Genomic DNA, 18395 nt, shown 5'->3' on the forward strand with positions numbered 1-18395 from the left:
CCGACGGAGCCGTACCGACAGGCGCGTGATCCAGCACGCGCCTGGGATGATCTTCCCTGGCCGCGCTCGCTGACGAAGCTCCCCCTGATTCTCAGGGGCCGGTGCCATCCCGAGGACGTCCGCCGTGCCAGGGACCATGGGGTCGACGGCATCTACTGCTCGAACCACGGCGGGCGGCAGGCCAACGGCGGCCTCCTCATCCACGTCCTACGCTCCCTGCCCGCCGAGACCGACCTACTCATGGCCGTCGACGGCTATCCCGCCCTCGCCGATCTCACCCCGGACAGCCTGCGATCCCTCGGGTAGCCGCACGCACCGGGACCGGGATTGGGATTGGGGCCGCTCCGCCGCGCGGGGGTGGCGGGCCTGGGACTGCAGCTGTGTGATCAGGTCGCGGACGACCTCGGGGACGCGGGCCTGGCGCCGGTGCAGCGCGACCATTCTGATCGCGATGACCGCCGGTTCGTCCGCGATCGGTCGGGCCGTGATGATGCCGGCGCGCTCCATCGGGTCGCCGACGACGCTGTAGTCCGGCAGCACGGTGAGGCCGATTCCCTCGGCGACCATCATCTTCCCCATCTCGGCACCGTCGGTGGAATGCCATTCGGTGGGCAGGCTGGCGCCGAAGAGGCGGTGCGCGAAGCGGTACATGATGTAGCCGGAGCGCATGGCGACGAAGGGTTCGCGCCGCAGGTCGTCCACAGTCACCTGGGCGGCGCGGGCCAGCGGGTGCGCCGCCGGCAGCACCGCGACCGGACGTCCGGACACCAGCGTCGTGGACTCCAGCTCCGGGGGGACGTCGTCGCCGTCGAGCAGGTTGACCAGGCCCAGGTCGAGGACGCCGTCGGCCAGGCCGAGCTGGATCTCGTCCTGCTGGAGGTTGCGGATCTCGACGGCCGCGCCGGTATGCCGCGCCTGGAACACCCGCACGGCCGGTAGGACCAGGGTGGCGGTGCCCGCGTTGACGGTGCCGATGCGCAGCAGGCGGCGCGTGGCCAGCTGGTCGCCCGCGGCCACCCGGAGCCGCTCGACGGCTTCCAGGACGTCGACGATCGGTTGCAGCAGTTCGCGGCCGGCCGAGCTGAGCCGGGCTCCGGAACGATGTCGGTCCAGGAGGGATACCGCGAGGTCGCGTTCAAGTTTGCTGATCGCCTCGCTGAGCGCGGGCTGGGAGATATGTAGTTGTTCGCTCGCTCGCCGAAGCGAACCGAACCTGGTGACGGCCGCAATGTACTCAAGATGCTCGATGCGCACGTGCCACTCCGTAGCGATGTGATTTGCAAGACGATTGATTGACTGATTCGAAGCGGCAGACATGCGCATTCAGCCGGTTGCGGTACGACAACGCGGTCGCCACCGGCGCTATCACGAGGGGCGTGGGCCCGGCGGGCGCGATCGCCGCACCGCCCCTGCCGGTCAGGACCTGTTCGGTGGGCCCGACCGCCTCACCCGGCGATCACCTCGTCACACCGAACACCCCCCGTGGTCAGGCCGTCTCCCGCAGGCGCCGCGTGATCGGAGAATCCGAAGGCGGGTTAGCCGATACCTGCCGGCAAATATCTACAACAGAAAAACCACTATGTCTATGGTGTTGGTAGACAAGCCGCCCGGGGTGGGCCGCGACGCCGCCCACTCGACCACGGAAGGGGGACCAGCATGGGTGCGACGGTTCTGGTCTCCCGGCGCCACGTTGATCTCCTCCGGACCGCCAGCTGCCTCTGTTACTGATGTGACAGACAACACCGGAAAGCCGGCCGCCGCGGCTGCCCGCGCATTCCCGGCCCCGTTTCCCCCGGCGGTCGGACCGCGCGCGTACCAGCGGAACTGAGCGGAGTCGGGCCTTCCCGACGGCGGCCGGCCGGGACGCACACCGGCTCCGTGTCCGACTCACCGCGGCCCGCGCCGCGCTTCGCGTGCCGTCCCGCGGCCACCCCGCGGCCACCCCGCGGCACACCGCGGCCACCCGCGGCCGAACCGGTGCCGAACCGGTGCCGAACGTCGATGTGATCACGCTGCCGACCACCGCCGTCGCCGGTGCACCGCTCCGCCTCGACCGGCGGAGGGACATCCCGCGCACCCCGCCACAGAACTCAAGGAGACCCCGACCATGATCCGACTCGTTCCGCCACGACTCGCCGCCCCCGCGGTCGCGGCACTCGTGCTCGGTGGAGCGCTCACCGCCTGCGGCGGCGGTTCGACCGCGACGTCCGCCGCCGCCGACCCGGGCACACCGGTGAGCGGCGGGACGCTGGTCTTCGCCCAGCAGCAGGAACCGTCGTGCCTCGACCCGCAGGTACTCGGCGACATGCATCAGGCGCTGTTCGCCAACCAGTATCTCGACTCCCTGGTCCACCAGGATTCCACCGGGAAGATCCACCCCTGGCTCGCGAGCAGCTGGGAGATCTCCCCGGACGGCACGGCCTACACCTTCAAACTGCGTACGGACGTCCGTTTCACCGACGGGACGCCGTTCAACGCGCAGGCCGTCAAGGTGAACTTCGACCGGATCATCTCCGGGCCGGGCGAGGGCGGTTCCGCCGCGCAGTACCTGATCTATGTCACGGACACCTCCGTGGTGGACGACAGCACGGTGCGGGTCACCCTCAGCCGGCCTTTCTCCCCGTTCCTCGCCGAGATCGCGCAGTCCTTCGTCGGCATCCAGTCGCCGACGGCCCTCGCCCGCGACAAGGACACGAACTGCAAGAGCCCGGTCGGCACCGGGCCGTTCGTCGTGCGCAGCTACACGCCGGGCAGCGAGGCTGTGCTGGAGCGCAACGCGGACTACAACTCGGCGCCGGCGAGCGCCGAACATCAGGGCCCGGCCTATCTCAGCAAGGTCGTCTGGAAGTTCATCCCGGACGACTCCGCGCGCTTCGGCGCGGTCAGCAACGGGCAGGTCGACGCGGCCGACGGCCTGCAGCCGGTGAGCGAGGTCGCCGCCCGGAAGAACTCGAAGCTGGCGGTGATCTCGCACGACTACCCGGGGCATTCCTGGGGGCTGGACTTCAACACGAAGATCGCGCCCTTCGACGATCTGAAGGTCCGCCAGGCCTTTCTCCAGGCCACCGACATCGACGCCGCCCTGAAAAGCGTCTTCTTCGGCCTGTACGAGCGCCCGGGCGTGCTGAGCCCGACCACCACCCATTTCGCCGAGCAGTACCGCAGCACGTACACCTTCGACCTGGCGAAGGCGGCGAAGCTGCTGGACGAGGCGGGCTGGACCGGCCGCGACTCCGACGGCTACCGCACGAAGAACGGCAAGCGGCTCGCCGTCACCTGGACGTACTACACCGAAACCGCCGGCGGACCCGACCTCATCCGCTACCGGTCCGTCGCCGAACAGGTACAGGCGACCACGAAGCGCGCCGGATTCCAGGTCACCCTGAACCCGATCGCGTCGGGATTCCCCGCGTTCCTTGAGGCGCTGCAGGCCGGCAGCTCGCACATCTTCATCCAGAAGTACACGCTCAACAGCGCGGACGTCCTCCGGCTGCTCTACGCCTCGCCGGACTTCATCGCCCAGTACTACCTGGATGACGCGGAGCTCACCGCGGCCGTGAACGAGGCGTCGACCACGACCGATCCGGCGCGCCAGGCGACGCTCTACACCGAGGCGCAGAAGATCTACAGCGACAAGGCGTACGGCACCGGGCTGTTCCCCGAAAGCGTCCGCGTCGTGTCGTCCGCGTCGAAGGCGCACGGCATCCGACTGGAGCCCACGCTCGGCCTGCTCAGCCTGCACGGCGCCTGGGTCAACCCATGAGCACGTCCCACCTGTGGCGCCGGGCCGCGGGCCGGCTGCTCGCCGCGGTCCTGGTGATCTGGGCCGCCGCGACCCTGACCTTCATCGCGATGCGGCTGCTGCCCGGTGACCCGGTCGCCGCCGTCGCGGGGTCGATCCACACCCCGACACCCGAGGCCCGCGCGGCGATCATCGAGGAGTACGGGTTCGACCGGCCGATCCTCGCGCAGTACCTGACCTTCCTCGGCAACACCGCCACCGGGGATTTCGGCGACTCCTACTCGCTGCACCAGAGCGTCCGCCAGATCCTCGCCGACCGGGCCTGGCCCACCTTCCAGCTCACGATCAGCGCGCTGGTGGCCGCCTGGGCGCTGGCGATCGGCTGGATCATCCTCACCGCCGGGCGGTCGCGGCCGGTGCGCCGCATCGGTTCCGGTCTGGAGATGCTGGCGATCTCCGTCCCGCAGCTGTGGCTGGCGGTCGGCCTGCTGCTGCTGTTCTCCCTGCACCTGGGCTGGTTCCCGGTCTCGGGCGGGGACGGGTTCGAGGCGCTGGTCCTGCCGGCGCTGGCGATGGCGCTGCCGCTCGCCGGCTACCTCGGCCAGGTCACCCGGGAGGCGTTCGAGAACTCCCTGGAACAGCCGTTCGTGCTGAGCTCGGCGGCACGTGGCACCGCTGACCTGGCGGTCCGGCTGCGGCACGTGCTGCGGCACGCGGCGATTCCCGGGGTGACGGTCTCCGGGTTCGCCCTCGGCTGGCTGCTGTCCGGGGCGGTCATCGTCGAAAGCGTCTTCGGGCGCCCCGGCCTGGGCGCCACCCTGTTGCAGGGGGTGACGACCAACGACGTCCCGCTGACCGGGGCGATCGTGCTGATCGCGGCGATCGTCTACGTGCTCGCGACGCTCGTCGTCGACCTTCTCTACCCGATCATCGACCCGCGGATCAGGCGGTCATGAGCCTCGCCGAGAACCCGGTACGCGGGGGGACGCCCCGCTGGTCATGGCCGTGGTCGCGGTCCCGGTCGCGGTCGTGGGTGCCCGGGGTGCGGGCGCTCGGGCCCGGGGTGGTGCTCGCGGGGCTGTTCCTGCTCGTGGTCACCCTGGCGGCGGCGTTCCCGACCCTGTTCACCGACACCGATCCGCTGGAGATCGATCCGTCCCAGGCGCTGACCGGGCCGTCCGGGGCGCACCCGTTCGGCACCGACCAGTCCGGGCGGGACGTCTTCGCCCGCATCGTGCACGGGGCCCGCGACTCACTCGCCGTGGCCTACGCCGCGACGGTGATGTCGCTGGTGCTCAGCACCGTGCTGGGGCTGCTCGCCGGGCTCGGTGGCCGCGTCGTCGACGCGGTGATCAGCCGGCTGATCGAGGTGCTGTTCTCCTTCCCCAGCTTCCTGTTCGCGCTGCTCATCCTCACGATCTTCGACAAGTCGCTGGTCGTGACCACCGTCGCCGTCGGGATCGCGCTGACACCGGGGCTCGCCCGGCTGGTGCGCGCCCAGGTGCTCGTGGTGCGCGACTCCGGCTACGTGGAGTCGGCGCGGGTGCTCGGGCACTCCCCGGCCCGCGTCATCGCCCGCACCGTCGCGCCGAACGCGTTGCAGCCGCTGGTGGCCTTCGCGTTCCTCAACGTCGGCGGCGCGCTGATCTGGAGCACGACCCTGAGCTACTTCGGGTTCGGTGCCGTCCCGCCGGCGCCGGACTGGGGGGCGATGCTCTCCGACGCGCAGAGCTACATCCTGCAGATCTGGTGGCTGCCCGTCTTCACCGGTCTCGTCGTCATCCTCACCGCCGTCTCGGCGACCGTCGTCGGACGTCACCTGCAGTTCGCACTGTCCGGAAGGGGGCGGAGGTGACCGCCACAACGCTGCCCGACACCGCCACTACCGCGGGCGACGGCCCGGCGGCGACGGCGCCGCTGCTGGAGGTCGAGAACCTTCGGGTCGCCTTCGGGCACGGCTCCGGTCGCGGCGGCCGCACCGGTCGCACCGGTCGCACCGGTCGCACCGAGGTGGTTCACGGGGTGAGTTTCCGGCTCGAGCCGGGCCGGTCGCTGGCCATCGTCGGCGAGTCCGGCTCCGGCAAGAGCGTCACCGCGCGCAGCCTCGTCGGGCTGGCCGGGGCCCAGGCGACGGTCACCGCCGACACGCTCGCCTTCCGCGGACGTCCACTGCTGGGCCTGGGCGGTCGCGCCTGGCGCCAGCTGCGCGGCAAGGACATCGGCTTCGTCCTGCAGGACGCCCTCGTCTCGCTCGACCCGCTGCGCCCGTCGGGTGCGGAGATCGGCGAGGCCCTGCGCGTCCACCGGTACGGCAACCGGGCGGCGCGGCACGCCCGCGTCATCGAGGTTCTGACCAGCGTCGGCGTGCCCGAACCCGAGATCCGGGCGCGGCAGCGCTCCGGGGAGCTGTCCGGTGGGCTGCGCCAGCGGGCGCTGATCGCCTCCGGCCTGGTCCTCGACCCGCCGCTGCTCATCGCGGACGAACCGACGACCGCGCTGGACACCACCGTCCAGGCTCAGGTGATCGCGGTGCTGCGCGAGGCGAAGGAGCGCGGCAAGGCGCTACTGCTGATCAGCCACGACCTCGCCGTGGTCAGCCAGATCGCGGATGACGTCCTCGTCATGCGCGACGGTGACGTCGTAGACGGCGGCCCGGTGGAGAAGGTCCTCACGGCGCCGGAGTCCCCGTACACCCGGTCGCTGCTCGGCGCCATCCCGTCCCTGCGCTCCCGCGGCCAGCGCCTCTCCGCGGCCCCCGGCGCTCCAGTCCCAGCTCCCGGGCCCGGGCCCGCCGACGCCGACGCCGACGCCAGCACCGGCACCGGCACCGGCACCGGCACCGGCACCGGCGTGCAGATTCCGGCGCAGGTGGCGGCGCCGGGCGCGGCGGTGCAGGGCACGCCGGTCCTCGAGGTGCGTGCCGTGTCGAAGGCGTTCCGGCTGCCCGGCGGGGAGCGGAAGACCGCGGTGAGCGGGGTCTCGTTCGAGCTGCGGCAGGGCGAGACCCTCGGCATCGTCGGCGAGTCGGGCTCCGGCAAGACGACCACCCTGCGCATGGTGCTGGGCCTGGTCGAACCGGACGAGGGTGCGGTCGTCCTCGACGGGGCGCCGTGGTCGGCGGTGCCGGAGCCCGCCCGGCGCGCGCGGCGGCGCACCATCACCGCCGTCTACCAGGACCCGCTCGGCTCGTTCGACCCGCGCTGGTCCGTCGGCCAGATCCTGCGGGACGCGGTGCCGCGGGACGCCGGTCTGGACCGCGCCGCCGTCCGGCGCCGGGTCGCGGACCTGCTGGACTCGGTCGGCCTGCCCGCCGGGTTCACCGACCGCCGTCCGCTGTACCTGTCCGGCGGGCAGCGGCAGCGGGTCGCGATCGCCCGGGCGCTCGCCAGCGAACCGAAGATCATCGTCCTGGACGAACCGGTCTCCGCGCTGGACGTCTCGATCCAGGCCCAGGTGCTGGATCTGTTCCGCGACCTGCAGCAGCGGCACCAGCTCAGCTACCTGTTCGTCTCGCACGACCTCGGGGTGATCAGCCATCTGAGCGACCGGATCGTCGTCATGAAGGACGGCCACGTGGTCGAGGCCGGGCGCACCGACGACGTGTTCCACCGGCCGCGGCACGACTACACCCGGGCGCTGCTGAGCGCCGTCCCCGCCCTGAGCGCCGTGCCCACCCGGACCACCGCGCCGACCACCCCACCCGCGCCACCCGCGCCGAGCCTGGCGAAAGGAAGCGACTGATGAGCATCGACGCACCGGCGCCCCCCGCCCCCGCGGACACCGCGCCCCCGCCACCGGCCCCGGCCCCGGCCCCGGTCGCCGCCGCCCCCGGTCCGCGCGACGACGAGCTGCTGGCCCGTTACCGGCCCGTGTTCGCGCGGATCGCGGACGGCGCGGTGGGCCGTGAACGCGACCGCGTCCTGCCGCACGAGCAGGTGGGCTGGCTGCGGGACGCCGGTTTCACCGCGGTGAGCGTCCCCGCCGAGTTCGGCGGGCAGGGGGCGAGCCCGACGCAGCTGTTCCGGCTGTTGATCGAGCTGGCCGAGGCCGACTCGAACATCCCGCAGCTGCTGCGCGCGCACTTCGCCCTCATCGAGCAGCTGCGGACCGCCGCCGCGGCGGACACCCCGCGCGCCCTGCTGCGCCGCGCCGGCAGCGGCACGATCTTCGGGAACGCCAGCCACGAACGCACCAGCGCCCGCGTCGGCGAGCTGAGCACCACCGGGGTGCGCAACCCCGACGGCACCTGGACACTGTCCGGCCGCAAGTACTACAGCACCGGCAGCCTGTTCGCCGACGAGGTGTTCGTCCCGGCGACGACCGCCGAGGGTCTGCGCACCTTCGTCGTGCCGGCGACCGCGCCCGGTGTCGACCTCGTCGACGACTGGGACGGCTTCGGCCAACGCCTCACCGGCAGCGGCACCACCATCCTGACCGACGTCCTGCTGCCCGCCGGTGCCGTGCTGGAGGCCGACCAGAACGAGCGGACGCACCTCTCCGCCTTCGTCGAACTCGTCCTGCTGGCGGTGCTGGCCGGGATCGCCCGCGCGGCGGCGCGCGACGCCGCCGACTTCGTCCGCGCCCGCACCCGCGTGTACAGCCACGGTTCGGCGCCGACCGCGGCGGGCGACCCGCTGATCCAGCAGGTCGTCGGACGGATCTCGGCGGCGGCGTTCGCCGCCGAGGCCACGGTGCTCACCGCCGCGGCCGAGGTGGAGCGCGCCCACCACGCCATCGTCGCCGGCTCCGGCTCCGGCTCCGGCTCCGGCTCTGACTCTGACGCCAGCGATCCGGGCGCGGTGATCGAGGGTGCCGAGCTGGCCGCCGTCCGCGCGCAGCTGGCCGTCATCGACCTGGTGCTGCCGGCGACCACGCTGCTGTTCGAGGTCGGTGGCGCGTCCGCCACCAGTGTCGGACGTCAGCTGGACCGGCACTGGCGGAACGCGCGGACGGTCTCCTCCCACAATCCGGCTGTCTACCAGGCCCGCCTGGTCGGCGACCATCTCGTGAACGGCGCGCCCCTGCAGTATTTCTGGGCCACCGGCGNGAACAACGCGCAGGAGGCGCGGCCATGAGCAGGAAGCTGGTACTGAGCGCTTTCCGGATGAACACCAACTCGCACATCACGCACGGCCTGTGGCGGCATCCGGAAAGCCGCTCCCACGAGTTCAACGACCTGGCGCACTGGATCGACCTGGCGAAGGTACTGGAGCGGGGCACGTTCGACACGCTCTTCCTCGCCGACATCGTCGGTGTGTACGCCCCCTACCGCGGGTCGACGGACATCTTCGTCGAGGAGGGCCTGCAGATCCCGAGCAACGACCCGTCGATGCTCCTGGCCGCGCTGGCGGCGGCGACCGAGCATCTCGGGCTGACGTTCACCAGCTCGATCCTGCAGGAGCACCCGTTCAGCTTCGCCCGCCGCGTCTCCACCCTCGACCACCTCAGCCGGGGCCGGGTCGGCTGGAACATCGTGACGAACGCGCTGGACAGCGCCGCCCAGAACTTCGGCCACGACGCGATGGAGGACCACGACGAGCGGTACCGCTGGGCCGACGAGTACGTCGACGTGGCGTACAAGCTCTNGGAGGCGTCCTGGGCGGACGACGCCGTCGAGCGGGACAAGTCGGGGCGTTACGCGAACCCCGAGAAGGTGCGGCCCATCTTCCACGAGGGCCGGCGCTACCGGGTGCGCGGCCCGCATTCGGTGGAACCGTCCCCGCAGCGCACCCCGGTGCTTTTCCAGGCCGGTGCCTCGGAGGCCGGGCGCTCATTCGCCGCCCGGCACGCCGAAGCGGTGTTCATTCCCTCGTCGAACCCGCAGGAACACCGCGAGGTGATCTCGGACATAACCCGGCGCGCGGCGGCCTACGGCCGTGTCCGGGAGGACATCCTTTTCCTGCCGATGTTCAACTACGTCGTCGGGTCCACCGAGGAGGAGGCCCGGCGCAAGGAACGCGACCTCGACGAATACCTCAGCCTGGAAGGCAGCCTGGCACATGTCGGCGGCCACATGGGGATCGATCTCGGGGTCGCCGATCCGTCCGAGCCGCTGGTGGAGCTGGGGCGGCGGGTGCGGGGCGTGCAGAGCCTGACCGAGACGATCCTGCGCAACGCCCCGGCGGGCACCACGCCGATCGTCGCCGACCTGGCCCGCTGGGTCTCGCGCAACTCCCGGGTCGTCGGCACCCCCGAACAGATCGTGGACGTCATCGAGGAGTGGGCCGCGGCCGGCATCGACGGGCTCAACGTCGGCTCGATCATCGTCCCCGGCAGCCTGACGGACTTCGTCGACCACGTCGTGCCGGTGCTGCGCGACCGCGGGCTGGCCCGGCGCGAGTACGGCGGGGGCACGTTGCGCGAGCGGCTCTTCGCCGGCCGCGGTGCCCGGATCACCGAGCGCCATCCCGCCCGGAACACGCGGGTCAGCCCGCCGCCGGCCGTGGGAGCGGGAGAGCTGGCCCGATGACGACGACGCTGCCCGACCCGTCGACGCCCGCCGCCACTCCCGCCGCCACGCCCGCCACCACTCCCGCCGCCGCGCCCGGCCTGCGCGGGCTGGATCGCCGGGACCTGCGTGCGCGGTTCGCGCCGCTGTTCGCGCGGGTGGCCGCCGCGGGCCTGCGCCATGAGGCGGAACGCACCCAGCCCTTCGAGGAGGTGCGGCTGCTGAAGGAGGCCGGCTTCGGCGCGCTGCGGGTTCCGGTCGAGGCCGGCGGGCTCGGGGTGTCGCTGGAGGAGCTGTTCGCGCTGCTGCTGGACCTGGGCGCGGCCGACTCGAACCTGCCGCAGATCTGGCGTAACCACCTGGCCTTCGTCGAGGACACCCGGCACGGGGAGCGGCACGCGCGCTGGCGGCGCGAGCTGGTCGGCGGGGCGTTCTTCGGCGGCGCCTGGTCCGAGATCGGCGGCGACACGATGCTGGACCTGGTCACCACGCTGACCCCGGCCGGCGACGGCGACGGCGGCGACGGCAGCCAGGTGCTCAACGGCCGCAAGTACTACAGCACCGGCAGCATCTTCTCCGACTGGGTCAGCGTGCTCGCCAAGGCTGGCCCGGAGGAGATCCTGCTCGTCCTGGTCCGGACGGACTCCCCCGGCGTGCGGCTGGCGGAGGACTGGACGGGTGTCGGCCAGCGGCAGACCGGCAGCGGCAGCGCGTTCTTCGAGAACGTCGCCGTTCCCGCCGGGCAGTCGTACCCCTTCGCCGACCGGGCGCCGTACCAGGAGGCGTTCTACCAGCTGGTGCACCTGGCGACGCTCGGCGGGATCGCCCGGGCCGCGCACCGCGACCTCGTCGACCAGCTGCGCCGCCGGACCAGGGCTTACCCGCACGCGCTGGCCGCCGTGCCGGCCCAGGACCCGCAGCACCAGGAGGTCGTCGGCCGGGTCGGGGCGCTCGCCTCCTCGATCGAGGCGTCCGTGCTCTGGGCCGCCCGTGCCCTCGACACCGTCGTCGACGCCTTCGACGCCCTCACCGCCGACGCGCCCGACGGTGGCGCGCCCGACGGTGGCGCGGAGCGGCGGCGTCAGGTGGACGAGCTGCTGCGCCGGGCCACCATCGCCGTCTACGAGGCGCAGCTGACGGCGACCGACGCCGCGCTGGAAGCCGCGACCATCCTCTACGACGCGCTGGGATCGTCCGCGCTGGCGACATCCACCCTGCTGGACCGGCACTGGCGCAACGCGCGCACCGTCTCCTCCCACAATCCGCGCGTCTACAAGGCCCGCATCGTCGGCGACTGGCACCTCAACGGAACCGACCCCATCGCCGCTTTCCTGGGCGCGCTGGGAACTCCCGCCGCCGCTTCGCCGAACTCCGACCGAAAGGAGCCGTGACATGACCGACAAGAGGCAGCGGCTGTTCCTCAACGCGTTCCTGATGAACACCACCTCACACATTCAGCACGGCCAGTGGCGACGCCCCGACGCCCGCCAGTCGGACTTCACCGACCTCGACCTGTGGACCGGCCTGGCGCAGACCCTGGAACGCGCGACGTTCGACGCGATGTTCTTCGCCGACGTCTCCGGGCTCTACGGCGACACCGACGCCGACTACTCCGTGTACGTCCGGGAGGGTCTGCAGATTCCGAGCAACGACCCGGTGGTGCTGCTCGGCGCGCTGGCCGCGACGACGAGGCACATCGGGCTGGCGGCGACGTCCAACGTGTTCCAGCAGCATCCGATGAACTTCGCCCGCCAGCTCAGCACCCTCGACCATCTGAGCCGGGGCCGGATCGCCTGGAACATCGTCACCGGCACCCAGGGCAACGGCTACCGGAACTTCGGCCACGAGGACCTGGCGGACCACGACGAGCGCTACCGCTGGGCCGACGAGTACGTGGACGTCACCTACAAGCTGTGGGAGGGCTCCTGGGACGAGGGCGCGCTCCTGAAGGACCGGGAACGCGGGCTGCACGCCGACCCGTCCAAGGTGCACAAGATCTACCATCGAGGTGAGCGCTACCGGGTGGAGGGCCCTTTCCTGCCGGCGCCGTCGCCGCAGCGCACACCGGTGCTCTTCCAGGCGGGTTCGTCCCGTGCCGGCCGGGATTTCGCCGCCCGTAACGCCGAAGCCGTCTTCCTCGTCGCGTCCACCCCGGAACTCGCCCGCGAACAGATCGCCGAGACCCGCGCGCTCGCCGTCTCCTACGGCCGCCGCCCCGAGGACATCACCTTCTTCCAGGGCCTGTCGTTCGTCATCGGTGACAACCCGAAGGACGCCCAGGCGAAAGCCGACTACTACGACGAGTACGTCAGCACCGACGGCTACGCCGCACACGCCGCGATCGTGGACCTCGACGGCCGGGTCTACCCCACGGACACCCCGCTGCGGGAGGTTCGGACCAACACGGCGCGCGGTTTCATCGAATGGCTCGCCCGCGACATCGTCGACCGCGAGCCGACCGTCGGCGACTTCTCCCTGCGGTGGGCGCGGGGCAGCCGGGTCGTCGGCACTCCCAGCCAGATCGCCGACGAGATCACCCGCTGGCAGGACGCCGGTGTCGACGGCCTCAACGTGATCAACTGGGTGCTCCCGGGTTCCTTCGAGGAGTTCGCCGACCTGCTGCTGCCCGAGCTGCGCGACCGCGGGCTGGCGCAGTCCGAGTACGCCGAGGGCACGCTGCGGCGCAAGCTGTTCGGCTACGACCGGCTCAACGACCGCCACCCGGCGGCCCGGTACCGCGGCGCCTTCACCCACGGCCCGCGCAGCTGGGCCGAAGCCGAAGCGGCGGCGAAGCAGACAGCGGCGGCGGGTGTCGTATGAGCCCGCCGATCGACACCGCCTACGTACCGCTGCTCACCGCCGGCGACGCGGTCGCCGCCGCCACCGAGCTCGCGGACGACTTCGCCACCGGCGCCGCGCACCGGGACGCCGAACGCGTCCTGCCCGCCGCGGAACTCGACCGCCTGAGCGCCTCCGGCCTGCTGGCGATCACCGTCCCGACCCGGTGGGGCGGCGCGGGCCTGCCGACCCGGACCGTCGTCGAGGTGATCCGGCTGTTGTCCGCCGCCGACCCCAGCATCGGCCAGATCCCGCAGAGCCACTTCGTCTACGTCAACCACCTGCGGCTGCACGCCACGCCCGCCCAGCAGGCCCGGCTGTTCGCCGAGGTCCTCGCCGGGCGCCGGTTCGGCAACGCCCAGTCGGAGGCCGGCACCCGGCACATCCGCGACATCCGCACCACCCTGCTCCCCGACGGCCCCGGGCGCTGGCTGCTCACCGGCCGGAAGTTCTACGCCACCGGCGCCCTGCTCGCCCACTGGATCCCCGTCCTCGCCCACCTCGGTGTGGACGGCCCGCTGCACGTCGCCTGGGTGCGACGGCACGCCCCGGGCGTCGACGTCATCGACGACTGGGACGGACTCGGCCAGCGGACCACGGCGAGCGGCAGCGTCGTCCTCGCCGACGTCCCGGTGACCGAGGAGTGGATCACCCCGTACGCCGTCACCTTCGACGGGCCGCAGACGTTCGGCGCGTTCGCCCAGCTCCTGCATGCCGCGATCGACGCCGGTATCGCCCGCGCCGCGCTGCGCGACGCCGCCGGGTTCGTCCGCGACCGCAGCCGCCCCTACCCCGACGCCGGTGTCGACCGGGCCGCCGACGACCCCCTCGTCGTGCGGGCCTTCGGCGAGCTCGAACTGGCGGTGCGCGCCGCCGAGGCCCTGCTTGCGGCCGCGGCCGACGCGATCGACACCGCCGACGCCGAACTGACCGCCCCGACGGCGGGCGCCGCGAGCCTCGCGGTCGCCGCCGCCCGCGCGTCGGCCGCCGCCGCCGCGGTCGACGCCGGCAGCCGGCTGTTCGAAGTGGCCGGCACCCGCTCCGCCGCGGCGAGCCTGCGCCTCGACCGGCACTGGCGCAACGCCCGCACCCACACCCTGCACGACCCGGCGGCGTGGAAGGTCCAGCACCTCGGCCGCTGGGCCGTCGACGGCACCCCGCCCCCCAACCACGGCCAGTTGTGATCCGCCGCAAGACCCGGCGAAGCGGAGGCTTGACGATGAGTGAACTGACCTTCCACTGGTTCCTGCCCACCAACGGCGGCGACGGCCGGCACGTGGTCGGCGGCGGCCACGGCACGGACATCGACGGCGCCGGTGGCCGCCCCGCGTCCGTCCCCTACCTCGGCCAGGTGGCCCGCAGCGCCGAACAGCTCGGTTTCACCGCCGCGCTGACCCCGACCGGTGCCTGGTGCGAGGACGCCTGGATCACCACCGCGATGCTCAGCCAGGTCTCCGAACGGCTCAAATTCCTGGTCGCGTTCCGGCCCGGCCTGGTCTCACCGTTCCTCGCCGCGCAGATGGCGGGAACCTTCCAGAACCTCACCGGCGGACGCCTGCTCCTGAACGTCGTCACCGGCGGCGAAAGCCACGAGCAGCGCATGTTCGGCGACCTCCTCGACAAGGACGCCCGCTACGAGCGGTGCGGCGAGTTCCTCGAAATCGTCCGCGCTCTGTGGACGGGACGTCCGCTCAGCTATGTCGGCAAGCACTACGAGGTGCACGACGCCGTTCTCAGCCAGTGCCCCGACCCGGCGCCGCTGATCTACTTCGGCGGTTCCTCCCCGGCCGCGATCGACATCGCCGCCCGCCACGCGGACGTCTACCTGACCTGGGGCGAACCCCCCGCCGCGGTCGCCGCGAAGATCGCCCAGGTGCGCGCGGCGGCCGCCCGCGAAGGCCGCGAGCTGACTTTCGGCATCCGCCTGCACAGCATCGCCCGCGACACCCCCGAAGCGGCCTGGGCCGAAGCCGACCGGCTCCTCGCCGCCATCTCCGACGAGCAGATCCAGCGGGTGCAGGATGGTCTGCGCCGCAGCGAATCCGAAGGCCAGCAGCGAATGCTCGCCCTGAACGGCGGCACCCGAGACGGGCTGGAGATCCACCCGAACCTCTGGGCCGGCGTCGGGCTCGTGCGCGGCGGCGCGGGCACCGCCCTCGTCGGCAGCTTCACCCAGATCGCGGACCTCATCGAGCAGTATGCGGAGCTCGGCATCACCGAGTTCGTCCTGTCGGGCTACCCGCATCTCGAAGAGTCGTACTGGTTCGGGGAAGGCGTGCTGCCGGAACTCGCCCGCCGCGGCCGGTGGCGGCACCCGGCCGCCCCGGCTCGATCCTCGGTCGCGGCCGTTCCGTTCGGCGCCCGCTCCGGACCCCCGTCCGAACCCCCGCCCGGGGGCGGGACCAGGGCCGGGGCTGGGGCTGTCGCGACCGGGGCTGTCGCGACCGGGGCTGTCGCGACCGGGGCTGTCGCGACCGGGGCTGTCGCGACCGGGGCTGTCGCGACCGGGGCTGGAGCCGCGTCATGACGACGATGTCATCCGCCCAGCCGCCGGCGGCGGCGCTGCCGGCGGCTGGGCTGCCGGCGGCGGCGCGGCCCACCGTCGCGGACACCACCCACCTGCGCCGGGTGTTCGGCGCCTGCCCGTCGGGTGTCACCGCGATCGGCGCCGTCGTCGACGGGGTGCCGGTGGGGCTGGCGGCCAGCTCGTTCACCTCGGTGTCGCTGGACCCGCCGCTGGTCTCGGTCTGCATCGCGCGCACGTCGTCGACCTGGCCGCTCCTGGCCCGCGCACCGCGGATCGGGATCAGCATCCTCTCCGCCGCGCAGGCCCAGGCCGGCCGCCAGCTCGCCGCCCGCCAACCCGACCGCTTCGCCGGCCTCACCTGGCACGCGACCGCGGACGGCGCGGTCCTGCTCGCCGACGCCAGCGGCTGGCTGGACACCAGCATCGAAGCCCAGATCCCGGCCGGCGACCACGACATCATCGTCCTGCGCGTCCACGACCTCGACGCCTCCCATGACATCCACCCACTGGTCTTCCACGCCAGCCGTTTCCACCGCCTCGAACACATCTGACCCCGCGGGCCACCGCGGGCAGAGCCGGGAGGTGCGCCGCACCGGCCTGCCCTGGGCAGCGCCGGTGCGGCGGAGGCACAGCCTGCGCCTCCGCCGCGGACGAACCGGCCACGAACCGGCCACGAACCCTAAAGTCGTATGTGCGCGATGGGAGGCTCTGCGTGGACTGGAAGATCGGGCGGCTCGACCCGACCGCGGCCGACCTGGACGAGGTTCTCGCGGTCTATGAACTTTCCGGCCTCGGGCAGCGGCGCCCCGTCGAGGACCGCGAGCTCTTCGAAGCCATGGTCCGCAACGCCAACCTCGTGGTCGGCGCGTGGCTCGGCGGTGTCCTGGTCGGTTTCGCCAGAGCGCTTTCCGACTTCTCCTACGTCACCTACCTCGCGGATATCGCGGTCGTCCGCGAGCATCAGAACGCCGGTATCGGACGGGCGATGATCGAGGCCGTCCGGCGGGAGGCCCCGCGGGCGAAGATCGTGCTGCTGGCCGCCCCCGCCGCCCGCGGCTACTACCCGCGCCTGGGATTCACCCAGCACGACTCCGCCTGGGTACTCAACTCGCAGCCCTGAGCCACCCACAGCGCCGGCGTACCTGACGTCCGCGGTGCCAGGCGGGTCCGCAGCGGGCGGCACCTGCCGTGGCGGGGGCCGGGCCGGGCCGGGCGGATGGGCGGGTGCGTTCGGTCATCTGACAGTGGCGGCCGGCATTTCGGGTGCCGGCGCGACAGTGGCGATGCGGTGACTGAAGGGCTCGTTGTGTCTCCTCGGAAGAGGCGTTGACAACCACGACGGCGGAGGCGGCACAACCCCGCCGGGAGCAGAGACACAACGAGCCCTTGAGTCGCCGTCGGCGAACACTCGCGGACCCGCGGCGCAGGGGTGGGCGACGGCTGCGGCGGGGCCTGTACGCGCTCTGAAAGCCCTGGCAGCGGCGTTGCGGCGGGCTCCGCCGGGTGCGGCGGCCCGGTAGTCGCGCCTCGGCCGGCTGGCCGTTGGCCGAGGTGCCCGCGGGCGGGGCGGTGGACGTCGCGGCGGGGCGGCGGTGTCCCGGTACCGGCCCGGGGCGGTCGCTCGTCGGGCCTCGCGACCCGGCCCGCCACCCGGGGTGCGCCGTCTCATCAGACAGGTCTGTCACCGCTGCCAGCCCGGCCACGGACCAGCCACCCGACCCGCTGCCCCGGACCACCCCACCTTGTGCACCGGACCGCGCCCTTCCCGCTGGCGGAGGCGGCGAAGGCGCACGCGGTGGGTGGCACGGAGCGGGTGACCGGCAAGCTGGTCCTCACCGTCGGATGATTAACCGGTGCGGCCGGGGCGAGCCGGGCATCGGTGGCCGCCGGGAGACGGCAGGTCTCCGTCATCTGGATCGGCCTGGACGGAGACGATCTGGTCAGTGGGCATCTGGGGCGGTACCTGAAGCCCCGGAGGCGGAGTTCCCGGCCCCCAGGAAACCCGGCTTCGTCATCCGCTACTCCGTCCAGCGGATCAGCGGGATCGGCCCCTGGGTACCGGAACCGTCGCCGCGAACTCGGTGACGTCACAGACGTGGAACGTTCCGCCTCTCCCGCGTGCGCCAGCGGATGGCGGGCGCCTACCAGCGGACGGCGGGGCCGGTGTCCGGCAGCAGGGGGCGGGCGTAGGACAGGTCGTCGGTGTCCCAGGTGCCCTTGAGGAACCCCTTGAAGGCACCCGAGTTCAGGAAGGACGCGTCCGCGGTGAAGGCCCACTCGGCTATCCGGCCGCTTCCGCCTGGACGTAGCTGGCCAGCACGCTTTCGATGCGATCTACCAGCAGGAAGTCCAGTTCGGTGATCCGCTGGCCGGCGGTGTAGGTGGTGAGGCTGAACGTCAGCTCTCCCCAGTGCAGTTCGACGTCCGGGTGGTGCTCCAGTTCCTTCGCGGCCTCGGCCACGGCGCCGAGAGCTTCGATCGCGGCGAAGTACTCCACGGGGAAGGTTTTGTGGATCTCCTCGCGGTCCTCGGCTTTCACCTATCCCTCCAGCTTCGATAGACGTCGGGTGACCTCGTCGGTCGGCAGCGGGTCCCGTAGTCCCATGCTCGTGGTCCTTCCTACAGCGTCGCCAGCAGGGCTTTGACCTCGCGGCCGGTCTCATGGTCATGCCACGGCGTGAGGTGGTGCCAAACTCCGTGCAGTTCCTGGCGTAGCCGCGCCGAACTGGTCTCCTGCGCGACGGTGACAGCCTGGGCCACGGCGTCGGCCGCCGCCTCTGGGTCGCCGGTCTGGGCGAGAGCGACAGCCTGCCGGGCCCGGTACACGCCCTTGTCACGGC

General features: G+C 72.3%; 16 protein-coding genes and 2 pseudogenes. 15 read left to right on the top strand and 3 right to left on the bottom strand.

Going from position 1 to position 18395, the window contains the following annotated elements:
- Positions 1 to 12 precede the first annotated feature (12 nt).
- Positions 13 to 306, top strand: a pseudogene (locus UG55_RS26985) (alpha-hydroxy-acid oxidizing protein); the annotation flags it as partial.
- Here the strand turns inward: UG55_RS26985 and UG55_RS07165 are convergent.
- Complete coding sequence (locus tag UG55_RS07165; protein ID WP_066064562.1) at positions 235 to 1254, bottom strand: LysR family transcriptional regulator; 1020 nt, start codon at positions 1252 to 1254, stop codon at positions 235 to 237. The pseudogene UG55_RS26985 and the gene UG55_RS07165 sit on opposite strands and share 72 nt — an antisense overlap.
- 402 nt (positions 1255 to 1656) lie before the next feature.
- Between UG55_RS07165 and UG55_RS46815 the strand changes: the two genes are divergently transcribed.
- The 14 genes and pseudogenes from UG55_RS46815 (at position 1657) to UG55_RS07225 (ending at position 16675) form a co-directional block, all read left to right on the top strand.
- The gene (locus tag UG55_RS46815) at positions 1657 to 1728 is read left to right on the top strand and encodes a putative leader peptide (protein ID WP_396230829.1); all 72 of its coding nucleotides are present in this window, start codon (positions 1657 to 1659) and stop codon (positions 1726 to 1728) included.
- Between the two features lie 379 nt (positions 1729 to 2107).
- Positions 2108 to 3763, top strand: coding sequence for an ABC transporter substrate-binding protein (locus UG55_RS07170; RefSeq protein WP_066064565.1), 1656 nt, complete (start codon positions 2108 to 2110; stop codon positions 3761 to 3763).
- On the top strand, positions 3760 to 4698 hold the full coding sequence (locus tag UG55_RS07175) for an ABC transporter permease (RefSeq protein WP_066064568.1): 939 nt from the start codon (positions 3760 to 3762) through the stop codon (positions 4696 to 4698). Before UG55_RS07170 ends, UG55_RS07175 begins: the two co-directional genes overlap by 4 nt.
- Complete coding sequence (locus UG55_RS33210) at positions 4695 to 5597, top strand: ABC transporter permease (protein ID WP_242423838.1); 903 nt, start codon at positions 4695 to 4697, stop codon at positions 5595 to 5597. The genes UG55_RS07175 and UG55_RS33210 overlap by 4 nt, the downstream gene beginning before the upstream one ends.
- Complete coding sequence (locus UG55_RS07185; RefSeq protein WP_066064574.1) at positions 5594 to 7483, top strand: ABC transporter ATP-binding protein; 1890 nt, start codon at positions 5594 to 5596, stop codon at positions 7481 to 7483. Before UG55_RS33210 ends, UG55_RS07185 begins: the two co-directional genes overlap by 4 nt.
- Positions 7483 to 8788, top strand: a 1306-nt coding sequence (locus tag UG55_RS46820) for an acyl-CoA dehydrogenase family protein (protein ID WP_396230824.1), incomplete at its 3' end; no start/stop codon positions are given. The genes UG55_RS07185 and UG55_RS46820, both read left to right, overlap by 1 nt.
- A gap of 25 nt (positions 8789 to 8813) precedes the next feature.
- Positions 8814 to 9327, top strand: a 514-nt coding sequence (locus UG55_RS46825; RefSeq protein WP_396230825.1) for an LLM class flavin-dependent oxidoreductase, incomplete at its 3' end; no start/stop codon positions are given.
- 1 nt (position 9328) lies between these two features.
- Positions 9329 to 10211, top strand: a pseudogene (locus tag UG55_RS46830) (LLM class flavin-dependent oxidoreductase); the annotation flags it as partial.
- Positions 10208 to 11581, top strand: coding sequence for an acyl-CoA dehydrogenase family protein (locus UG55_RS07200; RefSeq protein ID WP_083986509.1), 1374 nt, complete (start codon positions 10208 to 10210; stop codon positions 11579 to 11581). The pseudogene UG55_RS46830 and the gene UG55_RS07200, both read left to right, overlap by 4 nt.
- 1 nt (position 11582) lies before the next feature.
- Positions 11583 to 13010: an LLM class flavin-dependent oxidoreductase gene (locus tag UG55_RS07205; RefSeq protein ID WP_066064578.1), complete on the top strand. Its 1428-nt coding sequence runs from the start codon at positions 11583 to 11585 to the stop codon at positions 13008 to 13010.
- Complete coding sequence (locus tag UG55_RS07210; protein WP_066064580.1) at positions 13007 to 14212, top strand: SfnB family sulfur acquisition oxidoreductase; 1206 nt, start codon at positions 13007 to 13009, stop codon at positions 14210 to 14212. Before UG55_RS07205 ends, UG55_RS07210 begins: the two co-directional genes overlap by 4 nt.
- A gap of 35 nt (positions 14213 to 14247) precedes the next feature.
- Positions 14248 to 15555 carry an LLM class flavin-dependent oxidoreductase gene (locus UG55_RS07215; RefSeq protein WP_083986510.1) on the top strand — a complete coding sequence of 436 codons (1308 nt, stop codon included), beginning with the start codon at positions 14248 to 14250 and terminating at the stop codon, positions 15553 to 15555.
- A 5-nt stretch (positions 15556 to 15560) separates the two neighbouring features.
- Positions 15561 to 16106 carry a flavin reductase family protein gene (locus UG55_RS07220; protein WP_199865068.1) on the top strand — a complete coding sequence of 182 codons (546 nt, stop codon included), beginning with the start codon at positions 15561 to 15563 and terminating at the stop codon, positions 16104 to 16106.
- 161 nt (positions 16107 to 16267) lie between these two features.
- Entirely contained in the window at positions 16268 to 16675 is a 408-nt protein-coding gene (locus UG55_RS07225) for a GNAT family N-acetyltransferase (RefSeq protein WP_066064583.1), read from the top strand.
- Positions 16676 to 17836: 1161 nt separating this feature from the next.
- On the opposite strand, the gene UG55_RS07230 is transcribed toward UG55_RS07225, so the two are convergent.
- Together UG55_RS07230 and UG55_RS33215 are read right to left on the bottom strand one after the other, a co-directional pair.
- Positions 17837 to 18094, bottom strand: a complete 258-nt coding sequence (locus tag UG55_RS07230) for a 4a-hydroxytetrahydrobiopterin dehydratase (RefSeq protein ID WP_242423839.1) — start codon at positions 18092 to 18094, stop codon at positions 17837 to 17839.
- Positions 18095 to 18174: 80 nt separating this feature from the next.
- Positions 18175 to 18381 carry a hypothetical protein gene (locus UG55_RS33215; protein WP_242423840.1) on the bottom strand — a complete coding sequence of 69 codons (207 nt, stop codon included), beginning with the start codon at positions 18379 to 18381 and terminating at the stop codon, positions 18175 to 18177.
- Between the last annotated feature and the right edge of the window lie 14 nt (positions 18382 to 18395).

This window comes from Frankia sp. EI5c (assembly GCF_001636565.1).
Taxonomy (GTDB): domain Bacteria; phylum Actinomycetota; class Actinomycetes; order Frankiales; family Frankiaceae; genus Parafrankia.